This window comes from Streptomyces diastaticus subsp. diastaticus, assembly GCF_011170125.1.
GTDB classification, from domain to species: domain Bacteria; phylum Actinomycetota; class Actinomycetes; order Streptomycetales; family Streptomycetaceae; genus Streptomyces; species Streptomyces diastaticus.
Genome location: NZ_BLLN01000005.1, coordinates 1,792,093 through 1,815,481 on the forward strand (window position 1 = coordinate 1,792,093; position 23,389 = coordinate 1,815,481).

Annotated in this window: 19 protein-coding genes; 4 read left to right on the forward strand and 15 right to left on the reverse strand. The window is 74.5% G+C overall.

Annotated elements, in window-relative coordinates:
- Window positions 1-68: 68 nt before the first annotated feature.
- Both Sdia_RS25115 and Sdia_RS25120 read right to left on the reverse strand, forming a co-directional pair.
- Window positions 69-3,209 carry a helix-turn-helix transcriptional regulator gene (locus Sdia_RS25115; protein ID WP_115068119.1) on the reverse strand — a complete coding sequence of 1,047 codons (3,141 nt, stop codon included), beginning with the start codon at window positions 3,207-3,209 and terminating at the stop codon, window positions 69-71.
- 71 nt (window positions 3,210-3,280) lie between these two features.
- Window positions 3,281-3,463, reverse strand: a complete 183-nt coding sequence (locus tag Sdia_RS25120) for a hypothetical protein (RefSeq protein ID WP_100455071.1) — start codon at window positions 3,461-3,463, stop codon at window positions 3,281-3,283.
- Window positions 3,464-3,980: 517 nt separating this feature from the next.
- Here Sdia_RS25120 and Sdia_RS25125 point away from each other — a divergent pair.
- Window positions 3,981-4,268: a hypothetical protein gene (locus Sdia_RS25125; RefSeq protein ID WP_229830064.1), complete on the forward strand. Its 288-nt coding sequence runs from the start codon at window positions 3,981-3,983 to the stop codon at window positions 4,266-4,268.
- A 111-nt stretch (window positions 4,269-4,379) separates the two neighbouring features.
- Here Sdia_RS25125 and Sdia_RS25130 read toward each other — a convergent pair whose 3' ends face one another.
- The 11 genes from Sdia_RS25130 to Sdia_RS25180 all read right to left on the reverse strand — a co-directional run bounded on the left by Sdia_RS25130 (window position 4,380) and on the right by Sdia_RS25180 (window position 18,522).
- Window positions 4,380-5,006, reverse strand: a complete 627-nt coding sequence (locus Sdia_RS25130; RefSeq protein ID WP_189499751.1) for a hypothetical protein — start codon at window positions 5,004-5,006, stop codon at window positions 4,380-4,382.
- 35 nt (window positions 5,007-5,041) lie between these two features.
- Window positions 5,042-7,306 carry an MMPL family transporter gene (locus Sdia_RS25135; protein WP_189401198.1) on the reverse strand — a complete coding sequence of 755 codons (2,265 nt, stop codon included), beginning with the start codon at window positions 7,304-7,306 and terminating at the stop codon, window positions 5,042-5,044.
- Window positions 7,307-7,626: 320 nt separating this feature from the next.
- Window positions 7,627-9,135, reverse strand: a complete 1,509-nt coding sequence (gene gatB, locus Sdia_RS25140; RefSeq protein ID WP_100455067.1) for an Asp-tRNA(Asn)/Glu-tRNA(Gln) amidotransferase subunit GatB — start codon at window positions 9,133-9,135, stop codon at window positions 7,627-7,629.
- Window positions 9,136-9,152: 17 nt separating this feature from the next.
- Entirely contained in the window at window positions 9,153-9,392 is a 240-nt protein-coding gene (locus tag Sdia_RS25145) for a hypothetical protein (RefSeq protein WP_100455066.1), read from the reverse strand.
- On the reverse strand, window positions 9,389-10,885 hold the full coding sequence (gene gatA, locus Sdia_RS25150) for an Asp-tRNA(Asn)/Glu-tRNA(Gln) amidotransferase subunit GatA (protein ID WP_100455065.1): 1,497 nt from the start codon (window positions 10,883-10,885) through the stop codon (window positions 9,389-9,391). The genes Sdia_RS25145 and gatA overlap by 4 nt, the downstream gene beginning before the upstream one ends.
- Before the next feature lie 5 nt (window positions 10,886-10,890).
- Window positions 10,891-11,187, reverse strand: coding sequence for an Asp-tRNA(Asn)/Glu-tRNA(Gln) amidotransferase subunit GatC (gatC, locus tag Sdia_RS25155; protein WP_003951011.1), 297 nt, complete (start codon window positions 11,185-11,187; stop codon window positions 10,891-10,893).
- A 322-nt stretch (window positions 11,188-11,509) separates the two neighbouring features.
- On the reverse strand, window positions 11,510-13,675 hold the full coding sequence (locus Sdia_RS25160) for a putative bifunctional diguanylate cyclase/phosphodiesterase (RefSeq protein ID WP_115068117.1): 2,166 nt from the start codon (window positions 13,673-13,675) through the stop codon (window positions 11,510-11,512).
- Window positions 13,676-13,902: 227 nt separating this feature from the next.
- On the reverse strand, window positions 13,903-16,089 hold the full coding sequence (gene ligA / locus Sdia_RS25165; protein WP_100455063.1) for an NAD-dependent DNA ligase LigA: 2,187 nt from the start codon (window positions 16,087-16,089) through the stop codon (window positions 13,903-13,905).
- Between the two features lie 20 nt (window positions 16,090-16,109).
- A complete protein-coding gene (locus Sdia_RS25170; RefSeq protein WP_189401192.1) occupies window positions 16,110-17,123 on the reverse strand; it encodes a methionine synthase in 1,014 nt (337 codons plus the stop codon).
- Between the two features lie 90 nt (window positions 17,124-17,213).
- On the reverse strand, window positions 17,214-17,912 hold the full coding sequence (locus tag Sdia_RS25175; RefSeq protein WP_100455061.1) for an SDR family oxidoreductase: 699 nt from the start codon (window positions 17,910-17,912) through the stop codon (window positions 17,214-17,216).
- 61 nt (window positions 17,913-17,973) lie between these two features.
- Window positions 17,974-18,522, reverse strand: coding sequence for an LOG family protein (locus Sdia_RS25180; protein WP_115068116.1), 549 nt, complete (start codon window positions 18,520-18,522; stop codon window positions 17,974-17,976).
- An 84-nt stretch (window positions 18,523-18,606) separates the two neighbouring features.
- On the opposite strand from Sdia_RS25180, the gene Sdia_RS25185 reads away from it, so the two are divergent.
- Complete coding sequence (locus Sdia_RS25185; protein WP_115068115.1) at window positions 18,607-18,969, forward strand: DUF427 domain-containing protein; 363 nt, start codon at window positions 18,607-18,609, stop codon at window positions 18,967-18,969.
- 54 nt (window positions 18,970-19,023) lie between these two features.
- Window positions 19,024-19,797, forward strand: coding sequence for an alpha/beta fold hydrolase (locus tag Sdia_RS25190; RefSeq protein WP_115068114.1), 774 nt, complete (start codon window positions 19,024-19,026; stop codon window positions 19,795-19,797).
- A gap of 43 nt (window positions 19,798-19,840) precedes the next feature.
- Here Sdia_RS25190 and mnmA read toward each other — a convergent pair whose 3' ends face one another.
- Window positions 19,841-20,986: a tRNA 2-thiouridine(34) synthase MnmA gene (mnmA, locus tag Sdia_RS25195; protein WP_189499752.1), complete on the reverse strand. Its 1,146-nt coding sequence runs from the start codon at window positions 20,984-20,986 to the stop codon at window positions 19,841-19,843.
- A gap of 61 nt (window positions 20,987-21,047) precedes the next feature.
- Between mnmA and Sdia_RS25200 the strand changes: the two genes are divergently transcribed.
- Window positions 21,048-21,767, forward strand: a complete 720-nt coding sequence (locus tag Sdia_RS25200) for an N-acetylmuramoyl-L-alanine amidase (RefSeq protein ID WP_100455056.1) — start codon at window positions 21,048-21,050, stop codon at window positions 21,765-21,767.
- Between the two features lie 11 nt (window positions 21,768-21,778).
- Here the strand turns inward: Sdia_RS25200 and Sdia_RS25205 are convergent, their stop codons facing one another.
- A complete protein-coding gene (locus Sdia_RS25205) occupies window positions 21,779-22,948 on the reverse strand; it encodes a cysteine desulfurase family protein (protein ID WP_189499753.1) in 1,170 nt (389 codons plus the stop codon).
- Window positions 22,949-23,389: the final 441 nt, after the last annotated feature.

Sequence of the window (23,389 nt, forward strand, 5' to 3'; positions counted from 1 at the left end):
GCGAGGGTGGGACAGGTGACCCGGGGCTCACTCACCCGGCCCGCGACGCCACTCCGCCACGCCCGCCCTCACCTCCCCTCCCCTCCTCTCGTTTCCCCCTCGCTCCTCTCACTCCCCGTCCCTCCCTCGGCCCCGCCCACCAAGCGCAGCCGATGCGCCACCGCCGCGGCCTCGCCCCGGGTGGAGACCTCCAGCTTGGCGAGGATGTGGGAGACGTGGACGCTGGCGGTCTTCGGCGAGATGAAGAGTTCGTCGGCGATGTGCCGGTTGGTGCGGCCGGCCACCAGGAGCCGCAGCACTTCGCGTTCCCGGCGGGTGAGTCCCAGTGCCTCGGCCGGGTCGGCGGGGGCCTGCGGCAGCGCCCTCGTCGTCGGCCGGGTACTGACGGAGAGCCGGGCCCGGCGGGCCAGCAGGTCGATGCTGTCGGCGAGGGGACGGGTGCCGAGGCGGCGGGCGGTGGCGCGGGCGGAGCGCAGGAGGCCGGCGGCCTGGGCGCGGCCGGGGCCGGGCCGGGCTCCGGAGTCGGCGAGGAGGGCTTCGGCGTGGCGGAGTCCGACGCGGGCGAGGTCAAAGGGGCGTCCCAGGGGGAGGAACCGGCGGTGGGCCTCGGCCCAGTCGGCCACGGTGTCCTGGGCCTCGGCACGGCGCAGTTCGGCCCGCACCCAGGCGGCCTGGGCCTCCCCGACCGGCACGCAGGTCACGAGGTTCTTGGCGAGGCGGCGGACGAGGGCGAGATGGGCCGCGCGGCCTTCCTCGGCGCCGGGCAGGCCGCGGGTCTCGGACTCGGCGGTGGCGGCCGCGAGCAGCAGAGGCCAGGCGTAGCGCTGCGTACCGGGCGGGAAGCCGGTTTCGGCGGCGGCCCGGAGTTCCGCGCGGGCGTCGAGGATGCGGCCCTCGGCGGCCGCGATGCCGAGGCGGGCGGTGGCGAGCGGCAGGGCGTGCTGGGGCATGGCTCTGTGGCTGCCGACGCGGGTGCGGGCGAGGGCGTCCTGCTGGGCGGCGGTGGCGAGGTCGCCGCGAGCCAGCGCGATGACGGTACGGGTGTGGGCGGCCATGCCCGCCGGTTTGGTCTGCCCGGTGGGTCCGGCGGCGGCGTCGGCGCTGCGCAGCGCCTCGTCCCAGCGTCCGAGGGAGACCAGCGACTCGGCGTGGTTGGCGTGGATGAAGGTGGCGCTGGAGAGCAGGCCGTACCGGTGGCACGTCTGAAGGCCCTCCTCGCTGAGGGCGGCCGCCTCGGCGGAGCGGCCGATGCCCTCCAGGTGGGAGGGGAGGTTGACGTAGCAGCGGCCTATCTGGTGGGGGCGTTCGCGCCGCAGGGCGTCGGCGAGGACGTCGCGGAGTTCGGCGAGACCGGTGTCGATGTCCCCGGAGTCGACGCGCAGTCCGGCGAGGGTGCACCGGGCGGCGAGTTCGATGTCGTCGGCGTCGACCATGCGGGCGTACTGCACGGCGCGTTCCGCTGCGGCGTACGCCTCGGGTCCCGGGCGGTGCAGCATCCACCAGGAGGCGACGCAGGAGAGCACCTCCGCGTGCGTCTCGGAAGGCGGCAGGCCACGGACGAGTTCCTGGGCGGTGTGCAGTTCCTGCCAGCCGTCGCCACGGCCGACACTCTCGGCGACCCGGGAGCGCTGCACCCAGAACCAGGCGGCGAAGAGCGGTTCGTCCCAGCTCTCCCCGGTGGTCGTGGCGGGTTCGCCGAGCATCCGGACGGCACGCTTGGCGATCTTGTAGGCCCGTTCGCGCTGGCCGCAGAGGCGCCCGGCCACGGTGGCGTCGGCCATGAGGTGGAGATAGCGCAGCGGCGCCTCGGGGCCCTCGCCGGTGCCGGGTCCGCGGCGGGCGGTCAGGTGCGAGTAGACCTCGGTGTGGTCGGCGCAGCGCAGGGCGCCGCGGATCTCCCCGGGCACGCCGTCCCAGAGTTCCATGGCGCGTTCCAGCAGCGAGAACTGCTCGGCGTAGGCATGCCGCCGCCGGGCCTCACGTGCCGCGCGCAGCACGGCGGGCAGGGCCTTGGCTGCGTCGTGGGCGCGGTACCAGTAGCCGGCGAGCCGGGTGGCGTACGCGTCGGTGGCGACCAGTGCCGGGTCGGCGGCCAGTGCCTCGGCGAACTGGCGGCCGATGCGGGTGCGTTCGCCGGGCAGCAGGTCGTCGGTGACGGCTTCGCGGACGAGGGCGTGGCGGAAGCGATAGCCGTCGCCGTGCTCGCTGGGCAGCAGGATGTGGGCGCCGACGGCGGCCCTGAGCGCGTCGAGCAGTTCGGTCTCGGGGAGCTGGGCGACGGCGGCGAGCAGCGCGTACTCGGTGGTGGGGCCGCCTTCGGCGGCGAGCCGGACGAGGTGCTGGCTGCGTTCGGGGAGGGCTTCGACGCGGACCAGGAGGAGGTCGCGCAGGGAGTCGGTGAGGCCGGTGTGGCAGCCGGAGCGGGCGGCGACGGTGAGTTCCTCGACGAAGAAGGCGTTGCCCTCGGAGCGGGTGAAGACGTCGTCGACCAGGGAGTCGTCGGGTTCGGCGGCGAGGATTCCGGCGAGCTGGCGGGCGACCTCGGCCCGGTTGAAGCGGGGCAGTTCGAGGCGCTGCACGGTGCGCAGCCGGTCGAGTTCGGCGAGGAGGGGCCGCAGCGGGTGGCGCCGGTGGATGTCGTCGGCGCGGTAGCTGGCCAGGACGGACAGGCGGCCGGTGCGCAGGGTGCGGAAGAGGTAGGCGATCAGGCGGCGGGTCGAGGCGTCGGCCCAGTGCAGGTCCTCCACGACGAGGACGATGTCGCGTTCGGCCGCGAGGTGTTGAAGGAGCCGGGCCGTCAGGTCGAAGAGGCGGGCGGTGCCCTCCTCGCCGGAACGGCCGCCCGGGGCTTCGCCGAGGTCGGGCAGGAGCCGGGCGAGTTCGCCCTCCTGCCCGGCGGCGCCGGCCGCGAACTCCTCGGGCAGCAGCCGCCGCAGGGTGCGCAGCAGGGCGGCGAACGGCGCGAACGGCAGCCCTTCGGCGCCGCTCTCCACGCAGGAGCCGAGGGCGACGAGGTCCCCTTCGCGCGCGGCCTCGGCGATGAACTCCTCCAGCAGCCGGGTCTTCCCGACACCTGCCTCGCCGCCGATGAGCAGGGCCTGCGGCGCACCGGCCCGTGCCTGTGCCGACGCACGGCGGAGCGTGTCGAGTTCCGCGCGGCGCCCGACGAAAACAGGACTGACCGACTTGTGTTCCACGCCCGCGAGCATCGCACACGCGTCCGTGACGGGGGTGGGACGGCGGGAAGCGGCTCTCGACGGCGGGGCCGCGCGGTGCGGGTTCACGCGGCGGTGGCGTGCGGCGGCGGGTTCGGCCGCCCGTCGGGTTCCTGGCCGGGCCGCTGTCGGCCGGCGTCGGCCCGGCGGTGCTCCGCCCGCCGGACGAGCCGGACGCGTGCGGCCTCCTCGATGAGTTCGGCGGAACGGAGCCGGTAGAGCGCGTAGTCGAGCACGGGGTCCCCCACGTCTGCGGTACGAGGCCGTCGGGCCTCTCCCCGGCGGCATCCCCGACTCTCCTCGCGCAGCGCGAGCCGGCGCATCGGGAGGATGACCGATCCCGGGGCGTGCGGAGCCTTAGACCGCGGGCCCGACCGCCTTAGGCCCGGCGGACCGGACCGGACCGGTCACCGGCCGGTAGGGCCCGTGCCCGCCGTGCGCCGGCCGCCGCTCGCCTGCTCCGCTCGTGCCCTGGGCCCGTCCCCGTGGCCTCCGGTCCCCGCCGCAGAGGGCCGCCCCTCGGAGCCGTCCAACGCCACCTCCCCCGGCTTCCCCAGAACGGAACCCCGGGCGCGCTCCGCACCGGCCCGGCCGCTCGAGTGGAGCCTCCCCGGCTCCCCGGACTCTCGGCTCGGCCGCTCCTACTCCCCCACGGCCTGTGCGACCACTCCGCCGCACCCGCTCCTCGCCCATGAGGCCACACCCGTCACACCTCCGGAGCAGCCCGTACGCCGCCCCGCGCCCCGACGCCGCAGAGTGGAGTCCATGCCGCGCCTCTGTGCCACCTGTTCCCACACCCATCTCTTCCGGGGTGCCCGCGTCCTGGTGGACGGTCCCGCCGATCCGCCGGGGTACGCGGCCTCGCCGGGCCCCCTCGACCTGGCGCTGCGGTTCTCGGGCGCCTCCCCCACCGAGGCCGAGGTCCTGGTCTCGCCCGGCTCGGGCGAGACGGTACTGGCCGTCGGCACGTACACGACGGAGGCGGGTACGACGCTCTCCTCCAGGACCTGGCTGGTGAACGAGGTGGCGGCATGGGAGGCCGGGGGGAGCTGAAGATCGGCGTACGGGTCGGCTGAGGTCCGCCCCGGCCCCGCCCCGCCCGGATACGGCGCCGCCCCGGCCCGCGGCGGCGGGACGGGGCGGGGCGGGGCGGGGCCAGGTGGTTCAGCCGGCCGACGGCACTCCGAGCAGCAGCCCGGTGTACTTGGACAGTGCCAGCAGGACGCCGATGAGGCCGACGGCGACGCCCGCCCAGGCGGCCGAGCGCACCCAGACGGGGCCGGTCCGTGCGGGCCAGTAGGCGACGCGGAGCACCACGCCGATACCGACGAGCAGTCCGGCCGCCGCGAAGGCACCGCCGACGAGGGCGGCGGCCTGCCAGGAGTCGCCGTAGATGGCCTGGACCTGGTCGGCGACGCCCGCGCCCTGGGAGGTCTCGAGCTGGCCGATGAGGGAGGCGCGGGCGGAGGCGATGGTGCCGAGCCAGCCGCCGGTCAGGGAGACCACGCCGAGCACGACGGAGACGATGGCGGCGGCGCCGGCCGCCATGCCGGTACGGCCCGCCGCGTCCGCCTCGTCGGCGTCCGCCACGGCCTCCTCGTCCACGGCCTCGTCCTCCCGCTCGTCGCGGCCGTCCGCCTCCGCCGCCTGCGACTCTCCCGTCCCCTGGTGGTCCTCGGTCTCGCCGGGAGTGGTCCCGGGAGACGCGCCGGGGGTGCCTTCGGGGGTGTCCTGCCGCTCGTCCTCCGCTCCGTTCGCCGGGCGCTTGCCGTCAGCCGTCCTGGTATCCATGCGAGGCACCGTACGGATGGAGTATGAGAGTCCGCTTAACGGACGGCGGCTGGGCCGGCGGGGGCCCGCTCGGGGTCCGGCCCGGCGGCCGGCACTCCGCCGGGCGTGCGCGGGACGGGTACGTCCGCCGGGTGCCCGGCCCGGTGCTCGGGCGGGCCCTCGATGCTGATGCGGGGCAGCAAGCGGTCGAGCCGGCCGGGCAGCCACCAGTTGGCGCGGCCCAGCAGATGCATGAGGGCGGGGACCAGCAGGGTCCGGAGGACGAAGGCGTCCAGGGCGACGGCCACGGCGAGCGCGATGCCGAACATGGCGATGAGCCGGTCGCCGCTGAGCACGAAGGCGAGGAAGACGGAGATCATGATGACGGCGGCCGAGTTGATGACCCGGCCGGTCTCGGCGAGCCCGACCCGGACGGCCCGGGTGTTGTCACCGGTGGCCAGCCATTCCTCGTGCATCCGGCTGACCAGGAAGACCTGGTAGTCCATGGAGAGCCCGAAGAGCACCGAGACCATGATCACCGGCAGGAACGGCTCGATCGGGCCCGAGCTGCCGAGGCCGAGGAGTTCGCTGCCCCAGCCCCACTGGAAGATCGCCACCACGACGCCGAAGGCACCGGCGACGGCCATCACGTTCATCAGCGCCGCCTTGAGCGGGATGCCGACGGAGCGGAAGGCGAGCAGCAGCAGGGCGAAGCCGAGGCTGATGACGACACCGATGAAGAGCGGCAGCTTGCCGACGATCAGTTCGGCGAAGTCGTCGTAGGCGGCGGTCACCCCGCCGACCTGGAGGTCGAGCCCGGTGCCCGCCTCGGCCCGCGGCAGGACGTCGGAGCGGAGCCGGTCGACGAGGGCGCTGGTCTCCTCGGACTGCGGGGAGGAGGTGGGCACGACGGTCAGCAGAGCGGTGTCGGAGTCCTCGTTGAGGACGACGGGGGTGACGTCGGCGACGCCGTCGGTCTGCCGCAGGGTCTGCTCCAGGCCGTCGAGGGCGAGCCGGTCCTGGGCGCCCCCGACCTCGGTGACGAGGGTGAGCGGGCCGTTGACGCCGGGCCCGAACTCGTCGGCGAGCAGGTCGTACGCCTGGCGGGTGGTGCTGGTGGCCGGGTTGTTGCCCTGGTCGGAGGTGCCGAGGTGGAGGCTGAGCATGGGCAGCGCGAGGACGGCCATGACGGCCGTGGCGAGGACGCCGAGGAGCTTGGGGTGCCGCTCGACGAAACGGGACCAGCGCGCGGCGAACCCGGTGGGCAGCTCCGGCAGCGGCCCCTCCGCGGCGAGCCGGCGCCGCTCGCGGCGGCTGAGGGCGCGCGGTCCGATGTACGCGAGGAGCGCGGGGAGCAGAGTCAGGGAGGCGGCGACCGTGAGCAGCACGGTGAGGGAGGCGGCGATGGCGACGCCGTTGAGGAACTCCAGGCGCAGGATGAGCATGCCGAGCAGGGCGATGCAGACGGTGGCGCCGGCGAAGACGACGGCCCGTCCGGTGGTGGCGACGGCGCGGGCGGCCGCCGCCTCGGTGGTCAGGCCCTGTTTCAGGCCGGTGCGGTGCCGGGTGACGAGGAACAGCGCGTAGTCGATGCCGACGCCGAGGCCGATCAGCATGCCGAGCATGGGGGCGAAGTCGGCGACGGTCATGACGTGGCCCAGCAGCACGATCCCGGCGTAGGCGATGCCGACGCTGACCAGGGCGGTGGCGATGGGCAGCAGGGAGGCGGCGAGGGAGCCGAAGGCGAGGAAGAGGACGACGGCGGCGACGGCGACGCCGATGAGTTCGGCGGTGTGCAGGGCGGGGGCCTCGGTGAGGGCGACGGCCGAGCCGCCCACCTCGACCTGGAGGCCGTCGCCGTCGGCGGCGTGCGCGGCGTCCACCACGGCCTCGGCCTGCGCGGGGCTGATGTCGCTGGTCTGCGCGGCGAAGGTGACGGTGGCGTAGGCGGTGCGGCCGTCCGCGCTGACGCCGCCGCCGGGGCCGGTGCCCGCGTCGGCGTAGGGGCCGGCGACGGTGGCGACGCCGGGCAGCCCGGCGACGCGGTCCAGCACGTGGGTCATGGTCTGCTCGACGTCGGCGGCGTGCACGGAGCTGTCGGGGGCGTGCCAGACGAGGGTGTCACTGTCGCCCGCGAGGCCGGGGAAGCCGCGCTCGATGAGGGCGGTGGCCTCGCCGGACTCGGTGCCCCCGGCCGCGTAGTCGTTGGTGTACGCCGATCCGGCGACGCCCGCGGCGGTACCGGCACCACCGAGGACGAGCAGCCAGAGCAGGACGGCCAGGAGGCGGTGGTGCATGCACCAGCGGGCGAGTGCGGCCACGGACGTGCTCCCTCAGGGGTCGTGCTTCGCCGGGGAGCCGCCGGGCAGGGAGGTGCCCGGGTGGGTTCGGCCCGCGAAAAAGCGTGAGCAGTGCTGTCACTCTCGCAGGCGAAAAAGATCGTTTGACCCTTTCGTGCGCTTCGTCACAGCACCTTGTCCGCCGTGTGACGGCCCGTCCCGGCAGCCGCACGCTCCGCACCGGCCGGGCCCGCCGACGCACCGTCCGGATGCGTCGAAGGGCGCCCGCACCCGGTCGGTACGGACGCCCCTCAGGGTGTCGTCGCGGCGGCGGCGGCCCTCGGCGCCGTGCCGTGCGTGGGTCAGCCCTCGACGCCGAGCTGCGCGAGGATCAGCTCCTTCACGCGGGCGGCGTCGGCCTGGCCGCGCGTCGCCTTCATGACGGCGCCGACCAGCGCACCGGCGGCGGCGACCTTGCCGCCGCGGATCTTGTCCGCGACGGCCGGGTTCCCGGCGATGGCCTCCTCGACGGCGGTGGTGAGCGCGCCCTCGTCGGAGACGACCTTCAGGCCGCGCTTCTCCACCACGGTGTCCGGGTCGCCCTCGCCCGCGAGGACGCCCTCGATGACCTGGCGGGCCAGCTTGTCGTTGAGGTCACCGCCCTTGACCAGCTCGGCGACCCGGGCGACCTGCGCCGGGGTGATCGGCAGGGCCTCCAGGGGCCGGCCCGTCTCGTTGGCGTTGCGGGCCAGTTCGCCCATCCACCACTTGCGCGCGGCGGACGCCTCGGCGCCCGCCTCGATGGTGGCGACGATCGGGTCGATCGCCCCGGCGTTGAGGATCGACTGCATGTCGTGCTCGGAGACGCCCCACTCCTCGCGGAGCCGGTTGCGGCGCACGCGGGGCGGTTCGGGCAGGGTGGCGCGCAGTTCCTCGACCCACTCGCGCGGCGGGGCGACCGGCACCAGGTCCGGCTCGGGGAAGTAGCGGTAGTCCTCGGCGTTGTCCTTGATGCGGCCGGCCGTGGTGGAGCCGTCCTCCTCGTGGAAGTGCCGGGTCTCCTGGACGATGGTGCCGCCGGTGGAGAGGACCGCGGCGTGCCGCTGGATCTCGAACCGGGCGGCACGCTCGACCGAGCGGAGCGAGTTGACGTTCTTCGTCTCCGAGCGGGTGCCGAACTCCCGCCGGCCCTTGGGGCGCAGCGAGAGGTTGACGTCGCACCGCATCTGGCCCATCTCCATGCGGGCCTCGGAGACGCCGAGCGCCTTGATCAGCTCGCGCAGCTCGGCGACGTACGCCTTGGCGACCTCGGGGGCCCGCTCGCCCGCGCCCTCGATGGGCTTGGTGACGATCTCGATGAGCGGGATGCCGGCGCGGTTGTAGTCGAGCAGGGAGTGGGACGCGCCGTGGATACGGCCGGTGGCCCCTCCGACGTGGGTCGACTTGCCGGTGTCCTCCTCCATGTGGGCGCGCTCGATCTCCACCCGGAAGACCTCGCCGTCCTCCAGTTGCACGTCGAGGTAGCCGTCGAAGGCGATGGGCTCGTCGTACTGGGAGGTCTGGAAGTTCTTCGGCATGTCCGGGTAGAAGTAGTTCTTCCGGGCGAAGCGGCACCATTCGGCGATCTCGCAGTGGAGCGCCAGGCCGATCTTGACGGCCGACTCCACGCCGACGGCGTTGACGACCGGCAGGGAACCGGGCAGGCCGAGGCAGGTGGGGCAGGTCTGCGAGTTGGCGTCCGCGCCCAGCTCCGTGGAGCAGCCGCAGAACATCTTGGTCTTGGTGCCGAGCTCGACATGGACCTCCAGGCCCATGACGGGGTCGTACGCCGCCAGCGCGTCGTCGTACGGCACCAGGTCAGTGACAGTCACGGTGAAACTTTTCCCTCTCAGCCCAGCAGGACGTCGTCGTCGCCGAGGCGCTTGAGCTCACGGACGAGCAGGGCGACACCCGTGACGATCCCGGCCGCGGTGGCGACCGCGTCGACCAGGCTCAGCGTGTCGTGGTCCTGGCGGGCGGCCTTCACCTGCTTGTAGACGCTCAGGGCGCCGAAGGCGGTGGTGCCGATGGACAGGTACGTACCGGCCTTGGACTTCTTGAAACCCTTGGCCTTGGACAGTGCGCTCACAGGGACGGAGCCTCCTCCAGCAGCGGATGACCCCACTGTTCCACGAAGGCGGCCTCGACGGCTGCTCCGACCTTGTACAGCCGGTCGTCCTTCATGGCGGGGGCGATGATCTGGAGCCCCACCGGCAGGCCGTCCTCGGGGGCGAGGCCGCAGGGCAGCGACATCGCGGCGTTCCCGGCCAGGTTGGTGGGGATGGTGCAGAGGTCGGCGAGGTACATCGCCATGGGGTCGTCGGCCCGCTCCCCGATGGGGAACGCGGTCGTCGGGGTGGTCGGCGAGACGATCACGTCGACCTCCTCGAAGGCCCGCTCGAAGTCGCGCGTGATGAGCGTGCGGACCTTCTGCGCGGAGCCGTAGTACGCGTCGTAGTAGCCGGAGCTGAGCGCGTACGTGCCGAGGATGACGCGGCGCTTGACCTCGTCGCCGAAGCCCTCCTCGCGGGTGATGGCGGTGACCTCTTCGGCCGACCGCGTCCCGTCGTCACCGACCCTGAGGCCGTAGCGCATGGCGTCGAAGCGGGCGAGGTTCGAGGAGCACTCGGAGGGCGCGATCAGGTAGTACGCCGAGAGCGCCAGGTCGAACGAGGGGCAGTCCAGCTCGACGATGGTCGCGCCGAGCTTGCGGAGCAGCTCCACGGACTCGTCGAACCGCTGGACGACACCGGCCTGGTAGCCCTCGCCGCGGAACTGCTTGACCACGCCGACGCGCATCCCGGCGACCGAGCCGTTGCGGGCGGCCTCGACGACCGGCGGGACCGGGGCGTCGATGGAGGTCGAGTCGAGCGGGTCGTGCCCGGCGATGGCCTCGTGCAGCAGCGCGGCGTCGAGCACCGTGCGGGCGCAGGGCCCGCCCTGGTCGAGGGAGCTGGAGAAGGCGACCATGCCGTAGCGGGAGACGCCGCCGTAGGTCGGCTTGACGCCGACGGTGCCGGTCACGGCGGCGGGCTGGCGGATGGAGCCGCCGGTGTCCGTGCCGATGGCCAGCGGCGCCTCGAAGGCGGCGAGCGCGGCGGAGGAGCCGCCGCCGGAGCCGCCGGGGATGCGGGTGAGGTCCCACGGGTTGCCGGTGGGGCCGTAGGCGCTGTTCTCGGTGGAGGACCCCATGGCGAACTCGTCCATGTTGGTCTTGCCGAGGATCACCACGTCGGCGTCCTTGAGCCGCTTGGTGACGGTGGCGTCGTACGGCGGGATCCAGCCTTCGAGGATCTTCGAGCCGACGGTGGTCGGAATCCCCTCGGTGGTGAAGATGTCCTTCAGCGCCAGCGGGACACCGGCGAGCGGGCCGAGCTTCTCGCCGGCCGCGCGCTTGGCGTCGACGGCGCGCGCCTGGGCGAGGGCGCCCTCGCGGTCGACGTGCAGGAAGGCGTGGACCTTCTCGTCGACGGCCTCGATCCGGGCCAGGTGGGCCTCGGTGACCTCCGCGGCGGTGAGTTCGCCGGAGGCGATCTTCGCGGCGGTCTCGGCCGCGGTGAGCTTGATGATGCTGTCCGTCATGGCGGTCAGTCCTCCCCGAGGATCTGCGGCACCTTGAAACGCTGCTGCTCCTGGGCGGGCGCGCCGGAGAGCGCCTGCTCCGGGGTGAGCGACGGACGGACCTCGTCCGCCCGCATGACGTTCGTCATCGGCAGCGGGTGGGAGGTCGGCGGTACGTCTTGTCCGGCGACTTCGGAGACGCGGGCGACCGCGCCGAGAATGTCGTCGAGCTGTCCGGCGAAGTGTTCGAGTTCTTCGGCCTTGAGCTCCAGACGCGCCAGCCGAGCGAGGTGAGCGACCTCCTCGCGCGTGATGCCAGGCATGCGGCGATCCTCAGGGTGAGAGTGGCGGGTGTGCGGACCCAATCCTATGGGGCCGCCCCACCCCCCGGCGAAACGCTCCCACGATCACCCGTCCGGACGCCCCGTCCCCCTGCCCGGCTCCGGTGCGGGCGGGGGTCCGGCTCCGGTGCGGGCGGCGGCCCCGGCCGCGGTCAGCCCGTACGGAACTCACGGCCGTCGGCGGCCCGTACGGACGGGCCGAGCCCGGCGGAACGCGGCCCGGCCGGCGTGCCGGGCCACCTCCGGCCGGCGCGACCGGGCGGCCCGGGACCCCGCTCGCTTCCCCGCCCCGAAGGGGCGAACGTTACTGCGGAGGCCCGGACCGAACGGCACGCGCGGACCGCGCCTCGGCGGCGAGTTCGGCGGGCCGCCGCCATCCCCGGGCCCCCCGCGCCCGCAGCCAGGCCGTCGTCTCGTCCGCGGGCATGGCGGCGGCGACCAGCCATCCCTGGACCGCGTCGCACCCCAGGTCGCGCAACCGCTCCCAGGTCTCGTCGTCCTCCACGCCCTCGGCGACGACCAGCAGTCCCAGCGAGTGGGCGAGGTCGACGGTGCAGCGGACGATCTCCGCGTCCTCGGTGTCGACGGCGAGACGGGCGACGAAGCTGCGGTCGATCTTCAGTTCGCTGACCGGCAGCCGTCGCAGGTGGACCAGGGAGGAGTAGCCGGTGCCGAAGTCGTCCAGGGACATCCGCACGCCGTGCCCGGTCAGCGCGGCGAGGGTGTCGGCGGCCCGCTGCGGGTCCTCCAGCAGGACGTGTTCGGTGATCTCGAGCTGGAGCGCCCCGGCCGGTACGCCGTGCCGGGCGAGCCGGGCCGCCACGGCGCCGGCGAAGCCGGGGCTGTGCACGTCGCGCGGGGAGACGTTGACGGCGACCGGGACGTTGAGGCCCTGGGCGCGCCAGCGGGCGACCTGGCCGAGGGCCGTCTCCAGGACGTACTCGGTGAGGTGCGGCATCAGCCCGGAGGACTCGGCGATGGCGATGAACTCGTCCGGGGGGACCCGGCCGCGCTCCGGGTGGACCCAGCGCACCAGCGCCTCCAGCCCGGCGACCTGGCCGTCGAAACGGACCTTGGGCTGGTAGTGCAGTTCGACCTCGCCCGCGTCGAGCGCGCGGCGCAGATCGCCGAGGAGACCGAGGCGGTCGGGGGTGTTGGAGTCACGCTTGGACTCGTAGACCTCGACGCCGGTGCGGTCCCGTTTTGCCTGGTACATCGCCACGTCGGCGCGGCGCAGGAGGCCCTCGGCGTCCTGGGCGTGGTCCGGGTAGACGGCGACCCCGGCGCTGGCCTCCAGGACCAGGGTGAGTCCGTCGAGGTCGAGCGGGGAGCCGAGTTCGGCGACGAGGCCGCGGGCGACGCGCTGGGCGGCGGTGGTGGAGTCGGCGACCGGCAGCAGGACGGCGAACTCGTCGCCGCCGAGCCGGGCGGCCTCGGCGCCGCGCGGCAGTGCGGGGCGCAGCCGTTCCGCTATCTGCAACAGGAGGCGGTCGCCGGCGAGGTGGCCGAGGGTGTCGTTGACCGAGCGGAACCGGTCGAGGTCGATGAGGAGCAGCGCGGAGCGCGTCCCGGCCTGCTCGGCCTCGTCGAGGGCGGTCCAGATCCGCTCCAGCAGCCATTGCCGGTTGGGCAGGCCGGTGAGCGGGTCGCGCAGTTGCTCCTCGGCGCGGGCGCGGGCGATCCACAGGGTGGAGTCGAGGGCGATGAGCGGGATGGAGAAGAGCGGCAGCAGCACCGGCAGGGCGACGGCGACCACGCAGATCAGCGGGGCGATGCCGAGCAGGGCGACGCCGACCAGGCTCTGCCGGATCACGACGCTGCGGGTGACGGTGGGCAGGGTGCCCGGGTGCGGGGTGTGGACCAGCCACAGCAGCAGGCGGGTCGTCAGCAGGTAGCCGGCGGCGGCGAACAGGACGCCGGTGCCGGTGGCGAGGGTCCAGCCGCGCGGGTCCCAGGGCGTCTCGACGCTGGGAGTGATGCCGGTGAGGGTCAGCAGGAGGGCGGCGGCGGCGATGCCGAGGATGTCGACGGCGCCGTGCAGCAGGCCCTGGCGCCAGCGGTGCCTGCGGGCGACACCGACCAGGACGACGACGGTGATGCTGACCAGCCCGGCCGGGACCCAGCCGTAGAGCAGCAGGACCGCGAGGGTCAGGGCGGCACCGGAGCCGGTCCCGCCCCACCAGCGGTCGCGGCCGAGGGCGACGAGGTGGCCGACGACGATGCCGGTGAGGACGGCGAGCGCCCAGCCGGCGGCGCCCGCCGGGAAGAGGGCGTGGCCGGTGGCGAGGGCGCGGCCGATGCCGGCGGCGAGGAGGACGGCGGCGAGCACGACGACGGCGGCCGGGAGCAGCGGGGAGACGCCCTCGGCCCGGCCGGGCGCGTACGGCGCCCGGTGCGGGGCGGTGCGCGCGGCAACGGTGCGGCGCAGACGCGGCCATGAGGCCGGTGCGGCGCTCTCGGTCGGTTCCATTCCGTCCCTCTCCCAGCCGACACGTGCCGCGGGTGCGGGGCCGACGGCCTTGTCTGTCACCGCCCGGGTGCCCGGCCGGCCCCGTGAGTCGGCCGGGCACCGCGAGGCGCGTCCCCCAACAGTAGGCCGCCCGGGGCCCTCACGGGCACCGCTCGGGGACGGTTGCCCGAATGAGACCCGGCCACCCGGATGCATCTGGTATGCGCCGAACGGGTGGCTCCCGGAGGTCACTCGGGAAGCGGAAGTGCCACTTCACGTGCGGCGTCGGCGCCCTGTTCGAGGAGGACGGCGAAGCCCGCCTCGTCCAGGACCGGGACTTTCGCCTGCATGGCCTTGTCGTACTTGGAGCCGGGATTGTCACCGACGACCACGAACGAAGTCTTCTTCGAGACAGAACCTGTCACTTTGGCGCCCCTGCTCTGGAGGGCTTCCTTGGCGTTGTCCCGGGTGTGGTGCTCCAGGGTGCCGGTGACGACGACGGTGAGGCCCTCCAGCGGGCGGGGGCCTTCGTCCTCGCCGGTGGACTCCTCCTCCATCCGCACGCCCGCCTCGCGCCACTTGCGGACGATCTCGCGGTGCCACTCCTCGGCGAACCAGCTCTTGAGGGAGGCGGCGATGGTCGGCCCGACGCCTTCGGTCCGCGCCAGCTCCTCCTCGGTGGCGGCCTCGATCCGCTCGACGGAGCGGAACTCGCGGGCCAGCGCCTGGGCGGCGACCGGGCCGACGTGGCGGATGGAGAGGCCGGTGAGGACGCGGGCGAGAGGGCGCTGCTTGGCCTGTTCGATGTGGTCGAGCATGGCGAGGGTGTTCTTCTTCGCCTCGCCCTGCTTGTTGGCGAAGAAGGTGACGATCTTCTCCTCGCCGGTCTTCGGGTCGCGTTTGGGCAGGCCGCTGTCCGGGTCGAGGACGTAGGAGCGGATGGGCAGGAGCTGGTCGACGGTGAGGTCGAAGAGGTCGCCCTCGTCGCGCAGCGGCGGCTCGGAGGGCTCCAGCGGCTGGGTGAGGGCGGTGGCGGCGACGTAGCCGAAGTTCTCGATGTCCAGGCTCTTGCGGCCGGCGAGGTAGTAGATCCGCTCGCGCAGCTGGGCGGGGCAGGAGCGGGCGTTGGGGCAGCGGAGGTCGATGTCGCCCTCCTTCATCGGCTTCAGCGGGGTGCCGCACTCGGGGCACTCGGCGGGCATCGTGAAGGGGCGCTCGGTGCCGTCGCGGAGGTCGGCGACGGGGCCGAGGATCTCCGGGATGACGTCGCCGGCCTTGCGCAGGACCACGGTGTCGCCGATGAGGACGCCCTTGGCACGGACCACGTCCTGGTTGTGCAGGGTGGCGAACTCGACCTCGGAGCCGGCCACGGTGACCGGTTCGACCTGGGCGTACGGGGTGACGCGTCCGGTGCGGCCGACGCCGACGCGGATGTCGACGAGGCGGCTGTTGACCTCCTCGGGCGGGTACTTCCAGGCGATGGCCCAGCGCGGGGCGCGGGAGGTGGAGCCGAGACGGCCCTGGAGGGGGACCTCGTCGAGCTTGACGACGACACCGTCGATCTCGTGCTCGACGGAGTGCCGGTGGTCGCCGTGGTACCGGATGAACTCGCGGACGCCCTCCAGTCCGTCGACGACCTTGTTGTGCCGGGCGGTGGGCAGGCCCCAGGCGCGCAGCAGGTCGTAGGCGTGGGAGAGGCAGTCGATGGTGAAGCCCTCGCGGGCGCCGATGCCGTGGACGACCATGTGCAGCGGGCGGGTCGCGGTGACCCGGGGGTCCTTCTGGCGCAGGGAGCCGGCGGCGGCGTTGCGCGGGTTGGCGAAGGGCTTCTCGCCCGCCTCCACCAGGCGGGCGTTGAGCTTCTCGAACTCCTCCATCGGGAAGAAGACCTCGCCGCGGATCTCGACGAGAGCGGGCACGTCGTCACCGTGCAGCCGCTCGGGGATGTCGGAGATGGTGCGGACGTTGGGGGTGATGTCCTCGCCGACGCGGCCGTCGCCGCGGGTGGCGGCGCGGGTGAGGCGGCCGTGTTCGTAGGTGAGGTTGACGGCGAGTCCGTCGATCTTCAGCTCGCACAGGAAGTGGTAGCCGGGGGCGCCGGCCTCCTTGGCGACCCGGTCGGCCCAGGCGGAGAGTTCCTCGTCGTCGAAGGCGTTGTCGAGGGAGAGCATGCGCTCGCGGTGCTCGACGGAGGTGAACTCCGTCTCGTACTGCCCGGCGACCTTCTGGGTGGGCGAGTCGGGGGTGCGCAGCGGCGGGTACCGCTCCTCCAGCTCGGTGAGGGCGCGCAGCAGCTGGTCGAACTCGGCGTCGCTGACGACGGGCTGGTCGTTGACGTAGTAGCGGAAGCGGTGCTCCTCGACCTGTTCGGCGAGTTGCTTGTGCCGTTCCCGCGCGTCCGCGGGAACGTCTGCGTTCTGCTGTTCGCCGGCCACTGTCCTGTCCTCCCGTTTCGTCACTCCGGGTTGTCCGCGAGTGAGTTCGCCGCCCGGACGCAGTGGGCGAGTGCCGAGCGGGCGTGGCCGGGCGAGGCGCCGGCCAGACCGCACGACGGGGTGATCGCCACCGCCTCGGGGAGCAGCCCGGGATTCAGCCCCAGCCTGCGCCACCACGTCCTGACCCCCATGACGCTACCGGCCGGGTCCGACAACGCGGTGTCGGTGCCCGGCACGACACCGGCGAGCAGCCGGAAGCCCGCCTCGACGCCTTCCCCGAGCGCCTCGTCGTCACGCTCGGTGAGCAGGGAGAAGTCGAAGGAGGCGCCGGCGAACCCGGCGCGGCGCAGCAGGGCGAAGGGGACGGACGGGGCGCAACTGTGCGCGATCACGGGTCCGTCGTGGACGGCGGCGACCTCGCGGAGCGCCGATTCGACGATCTGGCGGTCGACGGCGCGGTAGGTGCGGTAGCCGCTGGCGGTGCGGACGTCACCGGTGAGGACGGCGGTCAGCGAGGGTTCGTCGAGCTGGAGGACGAGGCGGGCGCCGGGGACGCGGCGGCGCAGCTCGGCGAGGTGGCCGCGGAGCCCTTCGGCGAGGGAGGCGGCGAGGTCGCGGCAGGCGCCCGGGTCGCCGAGGCAGGCTTCGCCGCCGCGTGCCTGGAGAGCGGCGGCGAGCGTCCAGGGGCCGACGGCCTGGACCTTGAGCGGGCCGCGGTACCCCTGGGTGAACTCCTCCAGGGCGTCGAGGTCCTCGCGGAGCCAGGAGACGGCTCGGCGCGTGTCGCGGCCGGGCCGGTCGGCGGTCCGCCAGCCGCTGGGCTCCAGCTGGGCGTGGACGTCGACGAGGAGTCCGGCGGTGCGGCCCACCATGTCGGCGCCGGGCCCGCGGGCGGGGAGTTCGGGCAGGTGCGGCATCCCCTCGCCGCCCGCGAAGGTGCCGGTCACGGTCTTGGCCGCCTCGCGGGCGTCGCCGCCGGGCATCGAGCCGATGCCGGTGGCGCGCAGGGTGCGGAAGTCGTCGGTGTCGCTCACGCCGGACAGGCTACGGGCCCCGGGGCACCGCCGCCCGAGGCAGGTCGGCGTGCGGGCGCCGGGGCGGGGCCGCACCCCGGCGCGGACGGCTCAGCCGCGCGGCCGGACGGTGAGGTCGTTGATCACCGCGTCGGCGGGCAGGTCGAGCGCGGTGAGCAGGGCGGTGGCCACCGAGTCCGGGCTGATCCACCGGCCGGGGTCGTACTCCTTGCCCTCCTGCTGGTGGATTTTCTGCTGCATGGCGCTGGCGGTGCGGCCGGGGTAGACGGAGGTGACGCGCACCCCGTGCGGCTGCTCCTCCTGGCGCAGGGCGTCGGCGAGGGCCTTGAGGCCGTGCTTGGCGGCGGCGTAGGCGGCCCAGCCGCCGTTGGCGTTGAGGCCGGCGCCGGAGTTGACGAAGACGACGTGGCCGTGGGTCAGGCGCAGCTGCGGCAGGAAGTGGCGGGTCAGTTCGGCGGGCGCGAGGAGGTTGACGTCGATCTGGTGGCGCCACGTCCTGGGGGTGAGTTCGTCCACGGCGCCGAGGTCGACGACGCCCGCGATGTGCAGCAGCGAGTCGATGCGGTCGGGCAGCGTCTGGTGGGAGAGCGCCCAGGAGATCCGGTCGGGGTCGGCGAGGTCGGCGACGAGGGTGTCGGCGCCGGGGTGGGCGGCGGCCAGTTCCCGGGCACGGCCCGCGTCGCGGGCGACGAGGACGAGGTGGTCGCCGCGCTCGTGGAGGCGGCGGGCGACGGCGGCGCCGATGCCGGAACCGGCGCCGGTGATCACATGAGTAGCCATGGGCCGCATGATCCCACCGGACGCCGGGGACCGGCCAGCCGGTACGGCGCGGGCGGCCGGGGCGCGGCGCCTACTGGACTCCGGCGCTCTCCTCCAGGTGGGCGAGGGCGCCGACGGGCTCCTCGGCGAAGAGGACGAGTTCGGTCAGCGGGAGGGGCAGGAACCCCTCGTCCTCCATGCGCTGGAACTGCCGGCGCAGGCCGTCGTAGAAGCCGGCCGTGTTGAGCAGGACGACGGGCTTGGTGTGCAGGCCGTGCTTCTTGAGTTCGAGGATCTCGGTGGCCTCGTCGAGGGTGCCGGTGCCGCCCACCATGATCACGACGGCGTCGGCGCGGGCGAGGAGCTGCGCCTTCCGCTCGGCGAGGTCGGCGGTGACGATCATCTCGCCGGACGCGGCGGGGACGGGGCGTGCCGAGTCGGCGAGGAATTCCACGGAGACGCCGAGAAGCCTGCCGCCGGAGCGTTCGACGCCGTCCGCCACGACCTTCATGAGTCCCTTGTCGGAGCCGCCCCACACCAGGGTGTGGCCGCCCCTGCCGAGCAGTTCGGCGAACTCGCGGGCGGGCCGCGTGTAGCGCTCGGGCAGGTCGGCGGCGGACAGGAAGACGCCTATGTTCATGGCCGCAACCTATCGCCCGCGCGGCCGGGGGCAGAAGCCGCGTACCGGACAGGCGGTGCCGGCGGCGGGGGTACGGTCGGGGGCATGACTCAGGGACACGGAGACGACACGGCGCGCGGTCACCGCATCACCGTCGAGCGGACCCCGGTGCACGTGCGGGTGGTGCGCGGCGGGCGGACGGTGGCGGAGAGCCGCCGCCCGCTGCTGCTGCGCGAGACGGGGCTGCCCGTCCGCTACTACCTGCCGCCCGAGGACGTCCGCACGGAACTGCTGGCACCCTCCGGGACGCACACGTTCTGCCCCTTCAAGGGCACCGCCTCGTACTGGTCGCTGCCGGGCGAGCCGGACCTGGTGTGGGCGTACCCGGACCCGGTCGAGGCGGTCGCGGAGATCCGGGACCACTTCTGCTTCTACGGGACGGAGGTGGTCGGGGAGCGGGCCGGGTGACCGTTCGGGCGCGGCCCGGGTGAGGACGGCGGGGGGTCCGGGCAGGCTGGCGGTATGGACACCGTGGTCTCCCGGGACGGCACGCCGATCGGCTACGAGCGACGGGGGGAGGGCCCGGCGCTGGTGCTGGTCGGCGGTGCGCTGACGACCGGGGAGCACGCGGCGCCGCTGGCCGAGCTGCTCGCCGGCTCCTTCACGGTGGTGACGTACGACCGGCGGGGGCGCGGCCGCAGCGGCGACACGCGGCCCTACGAGGTGCGCCGCGAGGTGGAGGACCTCGCGGAGGTGATCCGCGCGGCGGGTCCGCCCGCCGCGCTGTACGGCGTCTCCTCGGGGGCGGCGCTGGCGCTGCACGCGGCGTCGGCGGGGCTGGAGGTGAGCCGCGTCGCGCTCTACGAGCCGCCGTTCACCGTCGGGGAGGCGGACCTCTCGCGGCGGGAGGCGTACCGCTCACGGCTGGTGGCGCTGCTGGCGGCGGACGACCGGGGCGGGGCGGTGGAGCTCTTCATGACGCACATCGGGCTGACGCCCGGGATGATCGCCGGGGCCCGGCGGTCCCCGGCCTGGCCGGGCTTCGAGGCGGTCGCGCCGACCCTGGCCCACGACGACGAGGTGCTGGGGGACGGGGCGCCGCCGCCGGACCGGCTGGCCCTGGTCCGGGTGCCGGCTCTGGTGATGGCCGGTTCGGCGAGCCCGCCGGCGATGGCCGAGGCGGCGCGGGCGGTGGCCGGGGCGCTGCCGTACGGGGAGTACCGGGAGCTGGACGGGCAGACCCACGACGTGGCGCCGGAGGCGGTGGCCTCGGCGTTGCGGGAGTTCCTCCGGTGAGCGGCGCGTGCGGCGGGGCGCCCCGCCGCACGCGCCCGGCACGTCAGGCCGCCGGGACGGCTCCGGCGCGCCGGGTGGCGGCGATGGTGGCGGAGCCCACGACGCGGCTGCCGTCGTAGAGGACGACGGCCTGGCCGGGAGCGACACCGCGCACCGGCTCGTCGAAGTCGACGCTCAGCTCGCCGTCGCGCACCTCGGCGGTGACGGGGGTCTCCTCGCCGTGGGCGCGCAGCTGCGCCGTGTAGCGGCCGCCGCCGGCGGGCGGGGTGCCGCACCACCGGGGCCGGACGGCGGTGAGCCCGGTGACGTCGAGGGCGCCAGCGGGGCCGACGGTGACGGTGTTGTCGACCGGGGAGATGTCCAGGACGTAGCGGGGCTTGCCGTCGGGGGCCGGGGTGCCGATGCGCAGGCCCTTGCGCTGGCCGATGGTGTAGCCGTAGGCGCCCTCGTGGGTGCCGACCTTCTGCCCGGCCTCGTCGAGGATGTCGCCCTCGGCGGTGCCGAGACGTCCGGCGAGGAAGCCGCGGGTGTCGCCGTCGGCGATGAAGCAGATGTCGTGGCTGTCGGGCTTCTTGGCGACGGCCAGGCCCCGCCGCTCGGCCTCGGCGCGGATCTCGTCCTTGGTGGTGAGGGTGTCGCCGAGCGGGAAGAGGGCGTGCGCGAGCTGCCGCTCGTCGAGGACGCCGAGGACGTAGCTCTGGTCCTTGGCCATGTCGGAGGCGCGGTGCAGTTCGCGGGAGCCGTCCTCGCGGGTGACGACGGTGGCGTAGTGGCCGGTGCAGACGGCGTCGAAGCCGAGGGCGAGGGCCTTGTCGAGGAGGGCCGCGAACTTGATCTTCTCGTTGCACCGCAGGCACGGGTTGGGGGTGCGGCCGGCCTCGTACTCGGCGACGAAGTCCTCCACCACGTCCTCGCGGAAGCGTTCGGCGAGGTCCCAGACGTAGAAGGGGATGCCGATCACGTCGGCGGCGCGGCGGGCGTCGCGGGAGTCCTCGATGGTGCAGCAGCCGCGCGCGCCGGTCCGGAAGGACTGCGGGTTGGCGGAGAGCGCCAGGTGGACCCCGGTCACGTCGTGGCCTGCTTCGGCGGCGCGGGCGGCGGCGACGGCGGAGTCCACACCGCCGGACATCGCTGCGAGCACCCTCAGGGGGCGCGGCGGGTTCTCGGTGCGCGGGGAGGTCTCAGTCATAGCCCGTCCAGGGTACGGGGGCGCGGGAACGAATGTCCCTCGCGTAGGCGTTGGGGCAGGCGTGGGCAACGGGAATCACAGCGCGGGCGCAGGCGCGGACGGCGGACGGGGCGCGCGGCGCCGCACGGTCCGGCGGCGGTCGGTGCTGATCGGCGCCGCGGTGGCGGCGGCCACGGGCGGCGTGCTGGCGCGGGAGCGGCTGGGCGGCCTGTGGTACCAGCTGCCGGGGGTGTCCAAGCCGCGGGTGGAGGGGGCGGTGGACTACGCGAAGGCCGAGTGGGTCGCGGCCTCCGAGGCGAACTGGCGCCGGGCGGACCGCCCCGACGACTTCACCGTGGACCGCGTGATCGTCCACGTGGTGCAGGGCAGTTACGCGGTGGCGCTCAAGGTCTTCCAGGACCCGGCGCACCGCGCGGCCACGCACTACGTGGTCGGCAAGGACGGCAGGGTGGCGCAGCTCATCCGCGAGCTGGACGTGGCCTACCAGGCGGGCAACCGCGAGTACAACGAGCGCGCGGTCGGCATCGAGCACGAGGGCTTCGTGGACCGTCCGCAGGACTTCACGGGGGCGATGTACGAGAGCTCGGCGCGGCTGACCGCCGACATCTGCCTGCGCCACTCGATACCCGTGGACCGTACGCACATCATCGGCCACGTCGAGGTGCCCGGCACCGACCACACCGACCCGGGGCCGCACTGGGACTGGGACCGCTACCTGCGGCTGGTGCGGACGGCCAAGAAGCGGCTGGAGCGCGAGCGCGACCGGGACGAGCGGGCCTAGGACCTGCCCGGTCAGCTCAGTCCGGCGGCGCGGGCCCGCTCCACGGCCGGGCCGATCGCCCTGGCGACGGCGTCGACGTCGGTGCGGGTCGAGGTGTGGCCGAGCGAGAAGCGCAGCGTGCCCCGGGCCAGGCCGGGCGGGGTGCCCGTGGCGAGCAGGACGTGGCTGGGCTGGGCGACCCCGGCGGTGCAGGCCGAGCCGGTGGAGCACTCGATGCCCTGGGCGTCCAGGAGCAGCAGCAGGGAGTCGCCCTCGCAGCCGGGGAACGTGAAGTGGGCGTTGGCGGGCAGCCGTCCGGCGGGGTCGGGGTCGCCGCCGAGGATCGCGTCGGGGACGGCGGCGCGCACGGCCGTGACCAGGTCGTCGCGGAGCGCGCCGATCTGCTCGGCGAAGCGGGGGCGGCGTTCGGCGGCGAGCCGTCCGGCGACGGCGAAGGAGGCGATGGCGGGTACGTCGAGGGTGCCGGAGCGCACGTGCCGCTCCTGCCCGCCGCCGTGCAGGACGGGGACGGGCGTGTACTGGCGGCCCAGGAGGAGCGCGCCGATGCCGTAGGGGCCGCCGATCTTGTGGCCGCTGACGGTGGCGGCGGCCAGGCCCGAGGTGTCGAAGTCCAGCGGGAGCTGGCCGAACGCCTGGACGGCGTCGGCGTGCAGCGGGATCTCGTACTCGGCGGCGACGGCGGCCAGTGCGGCGACGGGCTGGACGGTGCCGATCTCGTTGTTGGCCCACATGACGGTGGCGAGCGCGACGTCGTGCGGGTTCCGGACGAGCGCCTCGCGCAGCGCCTCGGGGTGGACCCGGCCGAGGGTGTCGACCGGCAGGTACTCGACCGTGGCGCCCTCGTGCTCGCCGAGCCAGTGCACCGCGTCGAGCACGGCGTGGTGCTCCACGGGGCTGGCCAGCACGCGGGTGCGGCGCGCATCGGCGGCGCGGCGGGCCCAGTACAGACCTTTGACGGCGAGGTTGTCGGCCTCCGTGCCGCCACCGGTGAGCACCACCTCGCTGGGCCGGGCGCCCAGCGACTCGGCGAGGGTCTCCCGGGCCTCCTCGGCACTGCGCCGGGCTCTGCGCCCGGCCGCGTGCAGCGAGGAGGCGTTGCCGGTACGGGTGAGCTGGGCGGACAGCGCCTCGACGGCTTCGGGGAGCATCGGGGTCGTCGCGGCGTGGTCGAGATAGGCCATGGTGGGCCCGATTCTACGAGCCCGCGCGGGCCCGGTGGACAGCGAGGCGCCGTGGTCCGGCCCACCCCGGTCCCGGCCTCGGCGCCCGCCGGGCAGCGGCACGGACCCGGCGGTTCCCCGCAGGCGGCCCCGCGGGCCCGCGGGGCCGGTTCCGGCGCGGGCGGCGACCCGGCCTTCGGAGTCATCGGCGTAGCCGCCACGGGCGGCCGGGGGGGAAACAGCGGAGCCCCGCGCGCCGGGCCCGTACCGGCCCCCGGCACCCGCGTTCCCCGGGCGGGGCGCCACCACCGCGTACGATCCCGTCCCGGCCCGCCAGGCCTCCGGGGCGGGGCCCGTGGACGAGCCGCCCGGAGCCGTCCGGCGACTCCGCGCCGTCCGGCGGGAAACCGCCGGGCACGTGGGAGCGGACCCCGCCTGCGCCACGCCGCCCGCGGGCGGCGT

Coding starts and splice junctions, on each gene's coding strand:
- Sdia_RS25190 (WP_115068114.1), top strand. CDS start 19,024: ATGGACACCGTGGTCTCCCGGGACGGCACGCCGATCGGCTACGAGCGA.
- gatA (WP_100455065.1), bottom strand. CDS start 10,885: ATGACGGACAGCATCATCAAGCTCACCGCGGCCGAGACCGCCGCGAAG.
- gatC (WP_003951011.1), bottom strand. CDS start 11,187: ATGCCTGGCATCACGCGCGAGGAGGTCGCTCACCTCGCTCGGCTGGCG.
- Sdia_RS25205 (WP_189499753.1), bottom strand. CDS start 22,948: ATGGCCTATCTCGACCACGCCGCGACGACCCCGATGCTCCCCGAAGCC.
- Sdia_RS25125 (WP_229830064.1), top strand. CDS start 3,981: ATGCCGCGCCTCTGTGCCACCTGTTCCCACACCCATCTCTTCCGGGGT.
- Sdia_RS25185 (WP_115068115.1), top strand. CDS start 18,607: ATGACTCAGGGACACGGAGACGACACGGCGCGCGGTCACCGCATCACC.
- mnmA (WP_189499752.1), bottom strand. CDS start 20,986: ATGACTGAGACCTCCCCGCGCACCGAGAACCCGCCGCGCCCCCTGAGG.
- Sdia_RS25160 (WP_115068117.1), bottom strand. CDS start 13,675: ATGGAACCGACCGAGAGCGCCGCACCGGCCTCATGGCCGCGTCTGCGC.
- Sdia_RS25180 (WP_115068116.1), bottom strand. CDS start 18,522: ATGAACATAGGCGTCTTCCTGTCCGCCGCCGACCTGCCCGAGCGCTAC.
- Sdia_RS25175 (WP_100455061.1), bottom strand. CDS start 17,912: ATGCGGCCCATGGCTACTCATGTGATCACCGGCGCCGGTTCCGGCATC.
- Sdia_RS25115 (WP_115068119.1), bottom strand. CDS start 3,209: ATGCTCGCGGGCGTGGAACACAAGTCGGTCAGTCCTGTTTTCGTCGGG.
- Sdia_RS25130 (WP_189499751.1), bottom strand. CDS start 5,006: ATGGATACCAGGACGGCTGACGGCAAGCGCCCGGCGAACGGAGCGGAG.